The organism is Paenibacillus sp. FSL H8-0457, assembly GCF_038051935.1.
GTDB lineage: Bacteria > Bacillota > Bacilli > Paenibacillales > Paenibacillaceae > Paenibacillus_AQ > Paenibacillus_AQ lautus_A.
The window spans coordinates 3,273,366-3,289,948 of record NZ_CP150293.1; the positions used below are offsets into that span (position 1 = coordinate 3,273,366).

General features: G+C 51.1%; 13 protein-coding genes. All 13 read left to right on the forward strand.

Annotated elements, in window-relative coordinates; translation table 11 throughout:
• Positions 1-57: 57 nt before the first annotated feature.
• The 13 genes from MHI43_RS14580 to MHI43_RS14640 all read left to right on the forward strand — a co-directional run bounded on the left by MHI43_RS14580 (position 58) and on the right by MHI43_RS14640 (position 16,582).
• Positions 58-2,385, forward strand: coding sequence for a glycoside hydrolase family 95 protein (locus tag MHI43_RS14580; RefSeq protein ID WP_036663208.1), 2,328 nt, complete (start codon positions 58-60; stop codon positions 2,383-2,385).
• Positions 2,386-2,396: 11 nt separating this feature from the next.
• Complete coding sequence (locus MHI43_RS14585) at positions 2,397-3,968, forward strand: glycoside hydrolase family 28 protein (RefSeq protein WP_015735091.1); 1,572 nt, start codon at positions 2,397-2,399, stop codon at positions 3,966-3,968.
• 83 nt (positions 3,969-4,051) lie between these two features.
• Positions 4,052-6,265, forward strand: coding sequence for an Ig-like domain-containing protein (locus MHI43_RS14590; protein ID WP_036663207.1), 2,214 nt, complete (start codon positions 4,052-4,054; stop codon positions 6,263-6,265).
• A gap of 226 nt (positions 6,266-6,491) precedes the next feature.
• Complete coding sequence (ric, locus tag MHI43_RS14595; protein ID WP_036663206.1) at positions 6,492-7,190, forward strand: iron-sulfur cluster repair di-iron protein; 699 nt, start codon at positions 6,492-6,494, stop codon at positions 7,188-7,190.
• Between the two features lie 202 nt (positions 7,191-7,392).
• A complete protein-coding gene (locus MHI43_RS14600) occupies positions 7,393-8,262 on the forward strand; it encodes a methyl-accepting chemotaxis protein (RefSeq protein WP_015735094.1) in 870 nt (289 codons plus the stop codon).
• 180 nt (positions 8,263-8,442) lie between these two features.
• Positions 8,443-9,165, forward strand: a complete 723-nt coding sequence (locus tag MHI43_RS14605) for a DUF421 domain-containing protein (protein WP_036663202.1) — start codon at positions 8,443-8,445, stop codon at positions 9,163-9,165.
• 154 nt (positions 9,166-9,319) lie between these two features.
• The gene (locus MHI43_RS14610; RefSeq protein ID WP_036663200.1) at positions 9,320-10,201 is read left to right on the forward strand and encodes a diaminopimelate epimerase; all 882 of its coding nucleotides are present in this window, start codon (positions 9,320-9,322) and stop codon (positions 10,199-10,201) included.
• The gene (locus MHI43_RS14615) at positions 10,182-10,976 is read left to right on the forward strand and encodes a class I SAM-dependent methyltransferase (RefSeq protein WP_200868617.1); all 795 of its coding nucleotides are present in this window, start codon (positions 10,182-10,184) and stop codon (positions 10,974-10,976) included. Before MHI43_RS14610 ends, MHI43_RS14615 begins: the two co-directional genes overlap by 20 nt.
• Positions 10,977-11,005: 29 nt before the next feature.
• Complete coding sequence (locus MHI43_RS14620) at positions 11,006-12,301, forward strand: opine metallophore biosynthesis dehydrogenase (protein ID WP_036663196.1); 1,296 nt, start codon at positions 11,006-11,008, stop codon at positions 12,299-12,301.
• A 37-nt stretch (positions 12,302-12,338) separates the two neighbouring features.
• Positions 12,339-13,943: a nickel ABC transporter substrate-binding protein gene (gene nikA, locus MHI43_RS14625; protein WP_036663190.1), complete on the forward strand. Its 1,605-nt coding sequence runs from the start codon at positions 12,339-12,341 to the stop codon at positions 13,941-13,943.
• A gap of 32 nt (positions 13,944-13,975) precedes the next feature.
• Complete coding sequence (opp1B, locus tag MHI43_RS14630) at positions 13,976-14,908, forward strand: nickel/cobalt ABC transporter permease (RefSeq protein ID WP_036663187.1); 933 nt, start codon at positions 13,976-13,978, stop codon at positions 14,906-14,908.
• Positions 14,908-15,795 (forward strand): nickel/cobalt ABC transporter permease, encoded by an 888-nt coding sequence (opp1C, locus tag MHI43_RS14635; RefSeq protein WP_036663186.1) that lies wholly within the window; start codon positions 14,908-14,910, stop codon positions 15,793-15,795. Before opp1B ends, opp1C begins: the two co-directional genes overlap by 1 nt.
• Entirely contained in the window at positions 15,773-16,582 is an 810-nt protein-coding gene (locus MHI43_RS14640) for an ABC transporter ATP-binding protein (protein ID WP_036663184.1), read from the forward strand. Before opp1C ends, MHI43_RS14640 begins: the two co-directional genes overlap by 23 nt.
• Position 16,583 lies beyond the last annotated feature (1 nt).

The following is a 16,583-nucleotide window of genomic DNA, read 5'->3' on the forward strand; positions in this document are numbered from 1 at the left end:
CACCAACTTTTTTAAAACGCTTACAAATTCTTAGCATAAGAAGCTTAGGAGGACAGAATGCCATTAACTTCAGAAACCTTGATATGGTTCGATCAGCCGGCCCAGAACTGGAACGAGGCTTTACCGATTGGGAACGGACGTCTTGGCGGCATGGTATTCGGATGCGCCCAGCAGGAAAAAATCCAATTCAACGAGGATTCGGTATGGTACGGAGGTCCGAGGGACCGCAACAATCCGGATGCGCTCCGACATCTTCCGCTCATCCGCAAGCTGTTGTTCGAAGGGCGGCTGAAGGAAGCCCACCGGCTGTCGGAGACGGCTTTTTCCGGGACGCCGCGCAGCCAGAGGCCATATTTGACGGCGGGCGATTTCTGCATTCAGGTCGATCATCCGCAAGGCGAGTTGTCCCACTATCGCAGGGAGCTGGATCTTGAAAAGGCGATCGCCGTAACGTCATACCAATACGGAGGCGTTACCTTTACCCGGGAAGTGTTTTGCAGCTATCCGGACCAGGTGATGGTCATCCGGCTGGAAGCCGATCGACCGGGTGTTCTGACCTTGACAGCGCGATTTGAGCGGCAGAAAGGGAAGCACATGGATGCAGTCCATCGGCATGGCACGGACACGGTGGTCATGACGAATGATTGCGGTGGGAAGGACGGGCTTACCTACAGTGCCGCTGCAAAAGCCATAACTGCAGGCGGAACCGTACGCGTTGTCGGCGAGCATTTGCTGGTGGATCAGGCCGACGAAGTCGTCATTATCCTTGCCGCGGCCAGCACCTTTCGCGTAGACGATCCGAAATTGCGCTGTGCTGAGCTGCTGGAACATGCAGCGAACCAGGGCTATGCCGCTTTGAAGAAGCGTCATATTGCGGATTATCAGCCGTTGTTTGAGCGGGTAAAGCTGGACCTGAGAGCTCCTGCAGATCAGGAGCGCCATTTGCTGCCGGTGCCTAAGCGGCTTGAGCGTGTGCGGGCGGGAGAGGACGACGCAGGCCTGTACACGCTGTATTTTCACTTCGGAAGATATCTGCTTATTGCCTGCAGCCGCCCTGGATCGCTCCCGGCCAATCTCCAGGGCATCTGGAACGATTCCATGGCTCCACCCTGGGACAGCAAATTTACGATCAATATCAACACCCAGATGAATTACTGGCCGGCGGAAAGCTGCAATCTGTCCGAATGCCATGAACCGCTGTTTGAATTAATTGAACGCATGAGGGACAACGGGCGCGTAACGGCACGAACAATGTACGGCTGCTGCGGATTCGTCGCCCATCATAACACCGATATTTGGGCCGACACCGCGCCCCAGGACATTTATCCTCCGGCCACCCAATGGGTGATGGGCGCCGCATGGCTGACCCTTCATCTCTGGGAGCATTACAAATTCAATCCGAATCCGGATTTCTTGAAAAGAGCCTATGAGACCATGAAGGAAGCGGCACTCTTCTTCACCGACTTTCTGGTGGAAAGTCCTGAAGGATACCTCGTGACGAATCCATCCGTTTCGCCGGAGAACCGTTATTTGCTGCGGAACGGCGAATCCGGAACGCTCTGTTACGGACCGTCCATGGACACGCAAATCATATCGGAGCTGTACAGTGCCTGCATCCAGGCAAGCCTGGAGCTGGACATCGACGAAAATGCTCGCCAAGAATGGGCGGCCATCATGGATCGTTTGCCGGAGATGAAGGTAGGAAGGCACGGGCAGCTGCAGGAATGGCTGGAGGATTACGAAGAGGCCGACCCCGGGCACCGGCACATCTCCCATCTGTTCGGTCTTCATCCCGGAACGACGGTCAGTCCGGACTCGACGCCGGACTTGGCGGAAGCGGCCCGGGTTACGCTTCGGCGGCGTCTCGCCCACGGCGGGGGACATACCGGCTGGAGCCGGGCCTGGATCATCAACTTCTGGGCGCGGCTGCTGGACGGCGAACAGGCCTATGTTCATCTTAAAGAATTGCTGAGGCAATCGACGCTCCCCAATCTGTTCGACAATCACCCGCCGTTCCAAATCGACGGCAACTTCGGGGCTGCCGCGGGAATTGCCGAAATGCTGATCCAGAGTCACCTGGATCACATCCGTCTTCTGCCGGCGCTGCCAGAAGCCTGGCCGCAAGGGCGCGTACAGGGACTTCGCGCCAGGGGAGGCTTCCAGGTGGATATCGATTGGAGAGACGGGAGCCTTGCGGAAGCGGTGATCACTTCGGTAAGCGGTCGGAAGCTTCGTCTCCATGCGAAGCGGTCCGTACGGGTCACGACCTCGGATGGAAGGGAGGTGCCGATGGAACGTCATGGCCATGTCATCGAAATGGCTACCGAAACCGGCGGAAGGTATTTCGTCCAGCCGATACAAATCGAAAATGAAATCTTACAATAACGGAGGTACCCATGATCATGATAACCGAAGAAGCGATATGCCCTGATTTGCCCGTGATCCCGGAACATACGGTAACGATTACAGACTATGGCGCCGTCGGAGACGGTGTTTATGACAATACTCAAGCATTTCATCAAGCGATTGAAGCCTGCGCAAAGGCAGGAGGAGGCACGCTGGTCATCCCTCCGGGGATATGGCTCACCGGTCCGATCAAGCTGCAGAGCCGGATTGAGCTTCATGCCTCAGCCGGTGCCTTCGTCATGTTCAGCAAGTTTTTCGAAGATTATCCGATCCTGATGTCCACGTATGAGGGCCGGCAGATGTTTCGCTGCCAGTCTCCGCTCGATGGCGAAGGGCTGGAGGATGTCGCGATCACCGGGGGCGGGATTTTTGACGGAAGCGGCGAAGCCTGGAGGCCTGTTAAGAGAGGGAAGCTGACGGAAAGCCAGTGGGAGCGCTTAATACAATCCGGCGGCGTCGTGGATGACCAGGGATTGTGGTGGCCAACGCCCGCTGCTCGGGACGGTCAGGAGACCCTGGACCGTATTGAACAGACAGGCAGCGAGGAACCACAGGATTATGAGCCCGTCAGAGACTACTTGAGACCCAATCTGCTCAGCTTGAGAAACTGTAAGCGGATCCTGCTCAGCGGTCCCACCTTTCAAAACTCCGCAGCCTGGTGCCTGCATCCTTGGGCATCGGAGCAGATCACCATTCAAAACATTACGGTCCGCAATCCGTGGTATGCCCAGAACGGGGACGGTCTGGACATTGATTCGTGCAAATACGTAACCGTTGAAAACAGCTCGTTTGATGTAGGAGACGACGCGATCTGCCTGAAGTCCGGCAAAAATGAAGCCGGGCGCCTGCTGGGAAAGCCGAGCGAGCGGATTAGTATCCGGAATTGCACCGTTTATCACGGCCACGGCGGCATCGTGGTCGGCAGTGAAATGTCCGGAGGCATCAAGGATGTATACGTATCCGATTGCACTTTTATCGGCACCGATATCGGCATTCGCTTTAAAAGCTGCCGCGGGCGCGGCGGCGTGGTCGAGAACATCTTGATTGAACGGATTCGGATGCGGGATATCGACGGGGATGCCATCTCCTTCAATTTATATTACGAAGGGAAAGCCGGCTCCGGCGAATACCAAGAGGAAGTAATGCTGCCCGTTACCGAGGAAACCCCCGTGTTCCGGAACATTGTCATTCAGGATATCGTGTGCAGCGGCGCGCATACTGCGCTCCTCATCAACGGCCTGCCGGAGATGCCGGTGGAGAACTTGACGGTGAAGCGGTCCGCCATCACAAGTCGGGAAGGCATTGTATGCCGAAATGGACAAAACCTGAGCATTCAGGACTTGGTCCTTCGCACTCAGGATAATCCGCTGCTTCTTTTTCACCAAAGCCGAAATGTTCAAGTGGCGAATGTCAGCGGAGAAGGCGGTTCGCAGGACGACCGCCTGTTGGTGGTGACCGGGGAACGGTCCAGCCAAATCGAATGCTCGGGGCTGAAGGCCGATAAGGCTAGGGGGATCGAGATCTCTCCTGAAGTGGAACCGGGGGAGGTCGTGATCAAGTAGCTTTCGGATTAAATATGGCTTAGAAAGGAGGTGATCGAATTATAACCGTTGTCAGAATCTCAAAATGATAAGGAGGTACGCAAATGAAAGCAGCAAAATGGTTGAAGCAAATGCTTGTCTTCACGATGCTGTTTACCGGTTTATCCGGCGGAGGTGCTTACGCTGAGGAAAATCCTGAATCCCCAGCCCCGGCAAATTCCCCGCAAACGCCTGCGTTTCCGGGGGCCGAAGGCGGTGGGAAATATACGACCGGCGGCCGGGGCGGCGAAGTGTACGAGGTAACGACGCTTGCCGACTCGGGAGCGGGGTCGCTTCGTGACGCGGTCAGCGCCGGGAACCGGACCGTCGTATTTAAAGTCGGCGGCGTGATTCAGCTGAAATCCCCACTGAAGATTCTCGGAGACAACCTGACGATTGCCGGTCAAACGGCGCCGGGCGATGGGATTACGGTTATCGGGTATCCAACGTCCTTCGATGGAAACAACCTGATCATCCGTTACATGCGCTTCCGGCTGGGCGATATGAATGAAACGGAAGCAGACTCTTTTGGCGGACGGTACAAGAAAGACATTATCATTGACCACTCCTCGTTCAGCTGGTCCGTTGACGAAGTGCTCAGCCCTTACGGCAACGAAAATGTCACCGTGCAGTGGTCGATCATCGCCGACGCCATGCATATTAGCAGACACGTCAAAGGCAGACACGGGTACGGCGGGATATGGGGCGGAAAGAACACCAGCTTCCATCATAACTTGATCGCTCATAATTCCAGCCGTAACCCGGCGTTTGACAGCACGGCCGGCAACTCCCATGATTTCCGAAATAACGTGGTATACAACTGGGGTTTCTTTGCTTCGTACGGAGGCAAAGGCGCAGTTACCAATATCATCAACAATTATTACAAGCCCGGCCCGGAAACGGAAGTCGTTCGGTTTATGAATGCGGAGAGCACCGGAAGTTACTTTATCGACGGCAACGTCATGGACGGGTATCCGGAATATACGCAGGATAACTGGTCCGGCGTTCATAAATACCCAAATTACGTGAAGCTGGAAACTCCCGCTTCCTTTGCCAATCCATTGCCGACCGAATCCGCCGAAGAGGCTTATGAAGCGGTCATGCAAAGCGCCGGAGCCACCCTGCCGAAGCGGGATGCCGTCGATGCCCGGATCATCCAGGATGTGATCCACCGAACCGGCATGCATATTAACTCCCAGAATGAGGTGGGCGGATATCCGCTCGTGGAGCCGGTTGTTTCTACAATAGAAGATGACGATCAAGATGGAATGCCGAATGATTGGGAGATCGCCCACGGGCTGGATCCGAAAGATCCGAGCGACCGCAATATGACCAATAACGAAGGATTTACGAATCTGGAGCTGTATCTGAATTCCATACCAGGAAACGGATCGGCCAATCCCTCAGCGGTCATTACCGCCCCGGCAAACAACACGGTGGTAAAAGCCGGTTCGAACGTCACGATTGAAGCGTCCGTTTCCGATGAAGACGGCAGCGTAACCAAGGTGGAATTTTACCGGAACGGAGAGAAGGTTGGAGAGGACGAAAGCATGCCGTTCCGCTATCAGTGGACGGACGTTGCGGATGGCACCCATTACTGGGCCGCAAAAGCGATCGACGATACAGGCACGATGGCATTCTCAACGAGCGTGGTCGTTCATGCGAACACTAAAGGGAGCATCAGGCCTTGGAAATCGGCCGATGTCGGCAGTCCGGGAATTCCGGGACACACGCAGCTCGGCGGCGCGCCGGGGGAAGTGACCGTCAAGTCCGCGGGTGATATCGGCGGCACGAAGGACGTCTTTCATTTTGCATATCAGAAGGTAAAGGGAGATGCTGAAATCGTTGCCCGGATTGAAAGCATCACTCCCACAAATGAGGAAGCGGAAGCCGGGATCATGTTCCGCGAGAGCCTGAAAGAGGATGCCCCGTTCGTTTCCCTTGTCGTCCCTTATATTCGCACGGGGAAAAGAGGCGTAACCCTTAGTCGCGCCGAGGAGGGCGGCGAGGTCGCGAGGATTCAGCCGGATCAGGAATTTCAGCTGCCATATTGGATCAAGCTTGTCCGCAAGGATAATCAATTCACATCGTTCGTTTCTCAAGATGGAACCAGTTGGACCACGGTTGGAAACGTCCAAGTCGATTTGCCGAAGCAAGTCTATGTCGGGCTTGTGGCGGATGCGTCTAAAGTTAACAATGAGACGTGGAAATACAATACTTCCACATTTTCCAATGTAAATATCTCGGCGAAGACAGGCATCGGTCCGAAGGCCGAGTAATGTGAACGATGACGAAGAAACTGGGCAGCTTTGAGAACAAAACAGGGATGATTTCATCCATGATTGTTGTTGTCCTGGGTCCCGTTGTCCTTTCGATACTATCGTTCACATAGTGTTACATTTCAGTATGACTGCAATCACATTTGCGGGGATGGGAGTTTCATATACTTGAGTTGTAAGAGTGAAAAAGTTCACAAACACGTATTTAGTCTAGGGAGGTTTGAATATGAGTTCATTCACGCTTCAGAGCCAAGTATCCGATATTGTGACATCCATCCCGCAAACCGCGGATTTATTTCGATCCCTCCGCATCGATTTTTGTTGTGGCGGCCAGGTGCCTTTGGAAGAGGCAGCCAAGCAGCGTCTTTTGGATCCAGCCGCCGTTCTGGAGCAGGTTCGGTCCGTAGAGAGCAAGTTTGCCGATTACCAGGAAAGCCGTCCCGCTTCATTGAAGGAATCCGAACTGATTGATCACATCCAACAAAAACATCATGCCTTCCTACGTGATGAATTACCGGCATTAACGCCCTATGTCACGAAATTGGCCCGTGTGCATGGAGAGCATCATCCCGAGCTGCTTCGCGTGCAGGAGCTTTTTTCGGAATTGAAAAAGGAGCTGCTAGAGCATACGAAGGACGAGGACGAGAACGTATTCCCGCTCATCTTGAAATTTGTGGCGGACCCTAGCCACCAAGCGGCAGCAGAGCTTAAGCCGCACGTGTCCGAACTGGAACATGAACATGCTCATGCCGGCAGCTTGCTGCAGGAGCTGCGGGACGTAACATCCGATTTCGAGCTTCCGGCTGGTGCCTGCGGTACGTATCGGCTTGTCTTTCAACGGTTAGCCATGCTTGAAAAGAACACCTTCGAGCATATCCATCTGGAAAACAACATATTGTTTGAGCGGCTGCGCCAAGCGGTATAACCTTTCGACAACGTCCCTTCCTCACCAAATGAGGAAGGGATTTTTATTGTTCCAGCCCATCATCCTACTCAACGATTCGATGCATTCGGACGATAAATATAGTGATCAGAAGGGAAGATGCAGTTCCCAATGATACGCCAATAAGCTTGATGATACGGTATGGCGGACAATAGCACCCATATGAAGGGTTGGGGGAGATAGCATGAGCAATGTAACTGAAGAACAAACACAGCATGAGATGATAGGGGCCTTTGTCAAGGTAGCTCCACTTCTGAAAAGTCTTACGAATGATGACATCACGATTGGCATATACGACACGGAGAAGCTCATCATCAACATTCCGGGAAGAACCTTTTCGCTGAATGTCAAGCCTGGGGACCCGCTCGTGGAGGGGGATATCGTAACCGATGCCATCCGCAATAATAAAGCTTTATCGGCAGTCGTTCCGAAAGAGCTGTTTGGATTTCCGCTTGCTGCACGGGCGATCCCGCTGCATGACGAATTTGGCAGGGTAATCGGCGGCGTAGGCATGGGTACAAGCCTCGAAAAAGCGAATATGCTGTTTGAGATGGCCGAGAGCTTTTCCGCAATTGTCGAGCAGACCACCGCATCCATTGAAGATATTAGCCAATCCATCGCCCGACTTACCGATCGGGTGTCGGACGTAACCGGTCAAATGTCGGAGGTTAGCTCCAGTGCGCAGCAGATCGGCAAGATTTCCACCGTCGTGAAGGAAATTTCGGATCAGAGCAGCATGTTAGGCCTTAATGCTTCTATCGAAGCGGCAAGGGCTGGGGAAGTCGGTAGGGGTTTCTCGGTCGTTGCCGATGAGATTCGGAAGCTGGCGACAAGCTCCAAAGAGAACGTGGACCAGATTAATGGCATCACCAAGCATATTCAGGAATTTTTACAGCGGCTCAATCATGCTTTTGCCGATATCCACACGCTGACCGATACCCAGTCAAGGACGATTCAGGAGTTCTCGGCAACGATTCATGAGATTAGCATCAAGGCTGAGGAACTGGCACAGGTTGCTGAAGAAACCTTGTATTCCAAAGAAAATAAGCAATAGGATAACTGAAACTCTCCTAATTCTTTAATTTTATTTTGCAAGGAAGAAGAAATACGCTGATGTATTTCTTCTTTTTTATTTGATTGATGATCTCCCTTATATACTCGATCTTGTATAGAGATTGCAGCATAAGGGGAACTTACTGAATATGTCAGATTTTGTGGGAAAGGGCTGAAGGTATTGGATTTTTTTGAAAGCCAAGAAACGCTGACGTCCGTCCAATGGATCTTAAGAGGCATCGTTAGCTTTGTTTTTTTACTTTTAGTAGCGAAAGTAATGGGACAGCGTTCCATTTCTCAATTAAGATTTCTAGATTTCATTGTCGCTCTCATTCTCGGCAATATAATAGCTCACCCGCTCTCAGACGAGGAATTGGGCTTGGAAGGATCTATGATCACCACCATCGTGATCATTGTGCTGTATGTTGCGGCGACATGGTTGAGCCTGAAGTGGCCGTTCATCAAACGTTATATAGATCCGCCACCCATCACGCTCGTTAAAAATGGACTCATCCAATTCCATAACTTGTCTAAAGCTAGGATCTCTGTCGATTATTTATTCTCCGAGCTTAGAAAAGAGAAAGTAGAGGATATACAGAAAGTATCGCTGGCTTTGTGGGAACCGGGGGGAACCATTTCCGTATTCGTGGACACTCCATACCAACCGGTTACTCCGTCTGATATGAACATAGTGACCCAACCATTTACGATCTCGAGGCCGATTATCGTGGATGGAAAAATCGATATGCTGCTCCTTCAGGAAATCGGAAAGGATCTTGATTGGCTCAAATTAAAAGTAACGCCTGCTCATAAGAATATTCAAGATGTGGCATTAGCGACCATTAACGATAAAGAAGACGTGCGCTTCTACTCCAAGCAAGATAGCCAATATACGCATAAATAACTCTTCCGATGATGACGTCGAAAGAGTTTTTTTCTTGCTAAAATGTTGACTATTTCGAAAAGCCATGCTATATTCTCATCATTCTTAATCGTAACAATTACGATTAGAGAACATCAATCCAACTGGCAATCCATTGGAACAGAGGGAGCCCGTGATGAAGCAGAAGATCGATTTTGTGAAATGCAATCCCACGCAGAACATGACGATTCTCATTAACACCAAGCTTCCGCCCGATGAACATAAACGCGTCGCTGCTAAAATCATGTCTTACGACAATGTTTATGCTGAGCAGGTTGGTTTTATCGAACAATCCATGAAAGATGATGCGGATGCGTTTCTGCGGATGGCAGGAGGTGAATTTTGCGGGAATGCTTGCATGGCCCTAGCGGCATACCTGGCTGAGGTCCAGGGGATAAAACGACATCTAACAACTGAGTTTCGACTAGAGGTTTCAGGGGCGGAGCGGTTAGTGTCATGCCATATAACAAAAAACAAGGAGGATTATCGCTGCAGGGTCAACATGCCGCTTCCGGTGAGAATTGATCAAACGATCCTTCAAGACGGGTGCTCCCTTGTTGATGCGGTTGTCGTTCGATACAAAGACTTTGTTCATTTCGTGATTGAAGTGGAGCGCTTCGATGCGCAAATGAACAGCAGCATGTTGGCCATAGCCAAGCACATCGGACCCTTTCTCGATACGAGAATGGTCGGGATCCTGTTATACAACTCCCGCACTAGGGAACTGACTCCGCTCATTTATGTACCGGAGCTTAATAGCGCGGTGTGGGAAAGAGGTTGCGGATCTGGCACCGCTTCCGTAGGCGCCTACTTAGCTTGGAAGCATAAGAGGGGTGTCGAGGCTTCCATCAAACAGCCCGGCGGGACGATTCATGTAAAGGCCCTATTTGATCAAAACCGGTTGACGCATCTGGAAATCGAAGGGTCCGTGGGGATTGCAGCTCAAGGCATCGCATTCATTGATCTGGATGAAGACCATATCGCGGGGGTGGGAAATCGTGAAACTAACCATGTTTGATCAATCCTTGGCTGAATATTTAACAAGGTTTAAGTACTACGCAGACCGCTTCGATGATATTTCCCGTCACCGAACGGAGCTGGAACGTCTGGTCGATGATTATTCAGCATTTATCACCGACCAGTCCAACTCCAATATTTGGGATGAGCTGGAGCGGCAAGGAACTGGAGGTTTAAACGGGCTTGCGGAGGAATTGAGAGCGTATTCGGCACGCTGCGTAGCGACCCTGGAGAAATATCGCGCATTGAAATTGATCAGGGGAGACACGGGGATCACCGATTATTTCAGGAATATCGAAGAATGCATCGAGAAAGAGTTCGGAAGCTTCCAAGTGACTTCGAAGTCGATCATACTGCTGGTTGGCTCCGGCGCATTTCCGATGACGGCTCTATTGATTGCCAAGCGAACGGGAGCCGAGGTGATCGGCATCGACATTGACGATGAGGCCATTGGGCTCGGGGTCAAGGTTATCGAGGCATTGGGCCCGGAGCTGAAGATCCGGCTGATAAATACACCAGTAGAAAATCTTGATTACATACAAGAGGTCACCCACATCATTTTCAGTTCAACGGTTGCTGAAAAGTACGACCTGTTGGAGCGGTTACATCCATTAACGAACGAAAAGGTCGTTGTGGCCATGAGGCACGGAAACCGTTTGAAGTCTTTATTCAATTACCCCATGAAAGAAACGGATGACGACAAATGGAAACTAGTTGATACGGTATTGCGCCAAAACGATATATTCGACATCGCGTTGTACAAAAAGGCACCATAACACATGGATAATCGAAGTGAGGTGTTCTTATGAGAGATATGAAGCGAGTCCTGATATTGGGAACGGGTCCAGCCGCCTTGCAGCTGGCAGTGATCCTTAAGAAAGGGTACCGTTGTCATTTGGGCATTGCGGGCCGGGAATCGGTCCGTTCCGCGGATTTCTTTGAATCGCTTGCGGCCAGCGGTCAAAGGGTTCGCGTAAGCATCCAAAATGAAAAACATCATGCCTTGGAAGGCGAGTGCCGCTTGGATGGCGTATTCCGTGGCATTGAGACGATCGAAGGCCAGTGGGATACCCTGATTTTGGCAGTGACCACCGACGCCTATTTGGAAGTCATGCGACAGATCGACCAAGACGTTCTGCGAAAAGTAAACAGCTTGGTGCTGATTTCCCCGACGTTCGGTTCCAACAGATTGGTAACCGGTTATATCGGGCAATTGAATCCGGGTGCGGAAGTCATAAGTTTTTCTACATATATCGGGGACACCAGATGGGTGGATGACCGGGTTTCCAATCAGGTCATAACGACGGGGGTCAAGAAAAAAGTCTATATCGGCTCGACACGTGGCCGTTCAGATCTTGTCGACAGGCTGTGCGGTCTGTATAAGCAATCGGACATTGAAGTGGAATTCATGAGGACGCCCTTGGAGGCTGAAGCGCGAAATATTTCGTTATATGTTCATCCCGCTTTGTTCATGAATGACTTCTCATTAAACGCCATTTTTGACGAATCGGGTTCTCGCAAGTATGTCTATAAGCTTTTCCCTGAAGGCCCCATTACGCAAGATCTGATCCGCGATATGCTATCCCAGTGGAAGGAAATGATGAGCATCTTAGACCGATTAGGGATGGGACGCATCAATTTGCTGAAGTTTATGACGGATGATAACTATCCGGTGAGAAATGAGAGTTTATCACGACAGGATATCGATTGCTTCGAGCACCTGGAAAGCATTCATCAAGAGTATTTATTGTATATCCGTTACGCCTCATTGTTGATCGATCCCTTCTCTCAGCCGGATCCTGAGGGAAAGTACTTCGATTTCTCGGCGGTGCCGATCCGGAGTTTGTTTATCAATCTGGAAGGCTGCCTGGATATCCCGAGAATGCCGAAGGAGGACTATTATCGGATCAAGATCATACAAGGCATCGCCGGCTTCTTAAAGGTGGAATGTCCAACCATCGATCGGTTCATTTCAGCATATGAAGGCAAAATCGTCAGCGTGGCACTTGCTCATAAGGACCGGTCGTTGTCCGGCGCCTTCGCGGTTCAGAGTTTCGGAGAAGAACTGGCCATGATATGCAAGGACCTAACCAATACATGAACGTTAACATAATCAAGTGGGTAGCAGGAGGAAAACCGTGAAAAGAAAAACCGTAATCATATGGATGTTTTTATGCACATTCGCGCTTTTGGCAGGCTGCGGAGAGACGTATCAGGAAAACAAATCCGCATCGGCTGTCCTGGATGAATTAATCTATGCGACAGCAAAAGATATTCATGATATGAACCCGCATTTGTACACGGGGTCCATGCCGGCTCAGGGCATGGTATACGAGTCGCTGGTGGAGAACACGAAGGAGGGCATCAAGCCGCTGCTTGCGGAATCTTGGGACCTTTCCGAAGACGGCCGGACCTATACCTTTCATTTAAGAAAGGACGTGAAGTTCCATGATGGAGAACCGTTTAATGCCGAAGCCGTCAAATTGAACATCGACGCCGTGCAGCGTAATGCCGAAAAACATGCCTGGATTAAGCTGTCAAGCAAAATCAAAAACGTGAAGGTCGTGGATGAATACACTGTCCAATTGATCTTAAGCGAAGCTTATTACCCAACGCTGGTCGAATTGTCCATGACGCGGCCGTATGTATTCCTATCGCCAAAGGACTTCATGCAAGGGGAAACGAAGGATGGCGTTAACGGCCATAACGGTACAGGTCCTTACAAGTTCACGGAGCATAAAATCGATGAGTACGCCGTCTTTACCACCAATGAAGAATACTGGAACGGTGCGCCGAAAATCAAGAAAATTACGGCCAAGGTGCTGCCTGCCGGCGAGACGACGTTTCTGGCCATGCAGAAAGGAGAGGTGAACTTCGTATTCACCGATGATCGGGGGGCAGACAGCATCGACGTGCAAGCGATGAATCAACTGGTTGACGCCGGAACCTATCAGCTTGTTCGCAGCGAAGCCATGAATACGAAAATGATAGTCGCCAACAGCAGCAAATCGGACAGCCCGGTAAGCGAAACCGCGGTGCGTGAGGCAATCTGGTATGCAATCGATCGCGAAACGATCAGCAAGGACATATTCGAAGGAACCGAAGCCGAGGCGAACAGGCTGTTCTCGTCCAACGTGAACTATGCAGATGTCGAATTGAAGGAACGCGGCTATGATCCGGGAGCGGCCGAGTTAATCTTGGAACAAGCCGGATGGAAAAAAGGCAGCGGCGACGAGGCCAGGACCAAGTCCGGGCAGCAGCTGGCCATGAGCTTATATTATGACAGCAATTCATCCTCGCAAAAAACACAGGCGGAATTCATTCAGCATGCGCTAATGCAGATCGGGATCAAGCTGGATATCATCGGCGAAGAATCGAGTTCGATCGCGAATCGAAGGTCTACGGGGGACTACGAGTTATTGTTTAATCAGACCTGGGGATTGGCGTATGACCCCCAAAGCACCATCGCTGCGTTCACTTCCGAGGCTTCTTATCTGCAAACGACCAAAGGGATCGCCGAAGCGGATCATCTCTATGACCGGATACAGCAGGTTATGGTATCGACTGACGAGGAAGCCAGAAAGGCGTTGTATGCCGAGATCATGCGGACGGTTCACGATGAAGCCGTGTTTATCCCGATTTCGAGCGGGAGCGTCACGGTTCTCGCACCGAAGAACTTGAAAGGCATTACGTTCAAGCAAACCCAATTTGAGCTGCCTTTTGAACAAATGTATTTCGAATAGGCTGCGTGCTCATCAATCGATAAGGAGTCATTATGGGAAGTTATATAGCTAAACGATTATTTCTGTCCGTTCCGATTCTGCTCATGATTTCATTCTTGACCTTTCTATTGATCAACCTGTCGCCCATGGATCCTGCCGAAGTGGTGCTCCGCGCCCAGGAAGTTCCCGAAATCACGGAGGAACTGATCGCTAAGACGCGTGAAGAGCTGGGATTGAATCAGCCCTTCCTGAAACAATATGCCGACTGGGTGATGGCCTGTCTTCAATTGGACTTCGGGGAGTCCTACGTCACGGGACAATCGGTGTGGTCCTTGATCAGCCCGGCGTTTCTCAACACGTTAAAGTTAACGTTGGTTTCGTCGATCATCATTATCGTCATGTCCGTCATCTTGGGGGTTGTCTGCGCATTAAACGAAGGCAAAATGCTGGATCGATCGGTAAGAGGCGTTTCTTTCTTTCTGACGGCGATGCCTTCCTATTGGCTGGCTTCGATCTTGATCTGGTATTTCTCCGTCCGGCTCGACTTGCTGCCGACCAGCGGCATGGACTCCTATCAAAGCTATATTCTTCCCGTAACGGTCATATCGGTGAGTTATGTCGGCATTTACTTCAGAAACGTAAGAAGCTCCATGCTGAGTCACTTGCACGAAGACTATGTGGTCTATGGGAGAGCTTGCGGTTTGCCTGAGAGGAAGATTACGAAACATATTCTAAGAAATTCGCTGCAAGTCGCCGTATCCATCTTTTGCATGGCGATCCCTATTATATTGGGCAGTACCGTAGTCATTGAAAATGTATTTGCATGGCCGGGACTTGGGCGCCTGAGCGTGAAATCCATATTGAGCAGGGACTTTCCGGTCATTCAGGCCTATGTCCTGATACTGGCTGTAGCCTTTGTCTTATTCAACACCTTGTCGGACATGATCAATGCTGCGTTCAATCCGAAATTAAGGAAGGAAATCTGATGAGAGCACTGAAAAATCTGAGCAGAGACAAGCTGGCCAGCCTGTCACTGCTCCTTATTGCTTCAATCGTAATCTTGGGGCTGTTCGCCCCTATATTCGCGCCGCATGATCCGAACTATGTCGATATGAAGCTGCGTTATGCCGGCTCGTCGAGGGCGTATTGGTTCGGCAACGACCACTTGGGGAGATGCATCCTGTCCCGGCTGATTTATGGCATACGTCCCAGTATTTTATGGGTTCTGGCCGCCTTGTTGGCATCGGTAGGCGTAGGAGCGGCCGTTGGATTCGTGGCAGGCTACTTCAGAGGCAAAACGGACGCGATTCTGATGAGAATTTGCGATATTATGCTTTCTTTTCCCGGGTATGTCATGACACTGGCGGTTGTCGGCATTCTGGGTGCAGGCCTTGAGAACATCCTGATTGCCTTTGTTGCCATGAAATGGGCGTGGTTTGCCCGCGTCATCCGAACGTCGGTCCAGCAGTATGCCGAAATGGATTATGTGAAGTTTTCAAAAGCAGCCGGTATCAGCAATCGTAGAATCATTATGAAGCATATCGTTTCCGTGACATTCTCGGATATTGCCGTCATTGCCAGTGGTTCGATGTGCTCCATGATATTGCAAATCTCCGGATTATCCTTCTTGGGACTGGGCATCAAGGCCCCTCACGCCGAATGGGGAATGATGCTGAATGAAGCGAGAGAGGTTATGTTTTCACATCCCGAACTGATGTTGGCGCCCGGCTTGGCGATCGTCATTGCCGTATCGGCATTTAATTTTCTGGCGGATGGGCTTCAGGTCGCGCTGGATCCCAAACGAATGAACTCCGGCAAGCAGCCGCGAATTGCAGAGGTGGAGAAACCGAATGTTGAATATGCTAGAGGTTAACCATTTGAGGGTATGGGATGCGAATGAGGGCAAAGAGATCATCCGTGACAGCTCTTTTCGGTTAAAGCCCCAAACCTGCCTGGCCATCGTAGGGGAAAGCGGGAGCGGAAAATCCCTTACGTGCAGATCGATCATCCGATTGCATAAGCCCTGGATTCGTCAATCCGGGGAGATTCTGTTCAAAGGCGAGAATTTGAATCAACTTTCAGATAAAGAAATGAGAAGAAGAAGGGGTAAACAGATTGGGATGATCATGCAGAACGGCATGGGAGCGTTTGATCCATCTTCCGTAGTCGGCGTTCATTTCCAAGAGACGTTGAAGGCGCATTTCGGCTGGAGCAAGAGCCAAGTCGAAACCATGATGAAAAAAGCGATGGAGAGCGTCATGCTCAACCATCCGATCGAAACCATGAATAAGTACCCTTACCAACTATCGGGCGGCATGCTACAGCGCTTGATGATTGCGCTCACGCTGGTTCTTTCGCCCGACATCGTGATCGCCGACGAGCCGACGACGGCACTCGATACCATCTCGCAATACGAGGTCGTTGAACAATTCATCCAGCTCCGTGAGCGAATGGGAGGCTCCATGATTTTCGTGTCCCACGACTTGGGTGTCGTGAAGAAGATTGCCGATGAAGTATTGGTCATGAGAAATGGCGTCATTGTAGAAAGCGGGAGCGTTGAAGAGGTATTATCGGCACCGCGGCATCCCTATACGCAGTACCTGGTTTCTACCCGTCTTGAGCTGAGCAGCCATTTCAACGAGATTATGAGGGGGGAGTAAC

Excerpts from the sequence above, each read along its gene's own strand:
- MHI43_RS14580 (WP_036663208.1), top strand. The coding sequence starts at position 58 with ATGCCATTAACTTCAGAAACCTTGATATGGTTCGATCAGCCGGCCCAG.
- MHI43_RS14585 (WP_015735091.1), top strand. The coding sequence starts at position 2,397 with ATGATCATGATAACCGAAGAAGCGATATGCCCTGATTTGCCCGTGATC.
- MHI43_RS14590 (WP_036663207.1), top strand. The coding sequence starts at position 4,052 with ATGAAAGCAGCAAAATGGTTGAAGCAAATGCTTGTCTTCACGATGCTG.
- ric (WP_036663206.1), top strand. The coding sequence starts at position 6,492 with ATGAGTTCATTCACGCTTCAGAGCCAAGTATCCGATATTGTGACATCC.
- MHI43_RS14600 (WP_015735094.1), top strand. The coding sequence starts at position 7,393 with ATGAGCAATGTAACTGAAGAACAAACACAGCATGAGATGATAGGGGCC.
- MHI43_RS14610 (WP_036663200.1), top strand. The coding sequence starts at position 9,320 with ATGAAGCAGAAGATCGATTTTGTGAAATGCAATCCCACGCAGAACATG.
- MHI43_RS14620 (WP_036663196.1), top strand. The coding sequence starts at position 11,006 with ATGAGAGATATGAAGCGAGTCCTGATATTGGGAACGGGTCCAGCCGCC.
- opp1B (WP_036663187.1), top strand. The coding sequence starts at position 13,976 with ATGGGAAGTTATATAGCTAAACGATTATTTCTGTCCGTTCCGATTCTG.
- opp1C (WP_036663186.1), top strand. The coding sequence starts at position 14,908 with ATGAGAGCACTGAAAAATCTGAGCAGAGACAAGCTGGCCAGCCTGTCA.
- MHI43_RS14640 (WP_036663184.1), top strand. The coding sequence starts at position 15,773 with ATGTTGAATATGCTAGAGGTTAACCATTTGAGGGTATGGGATGCGAAT.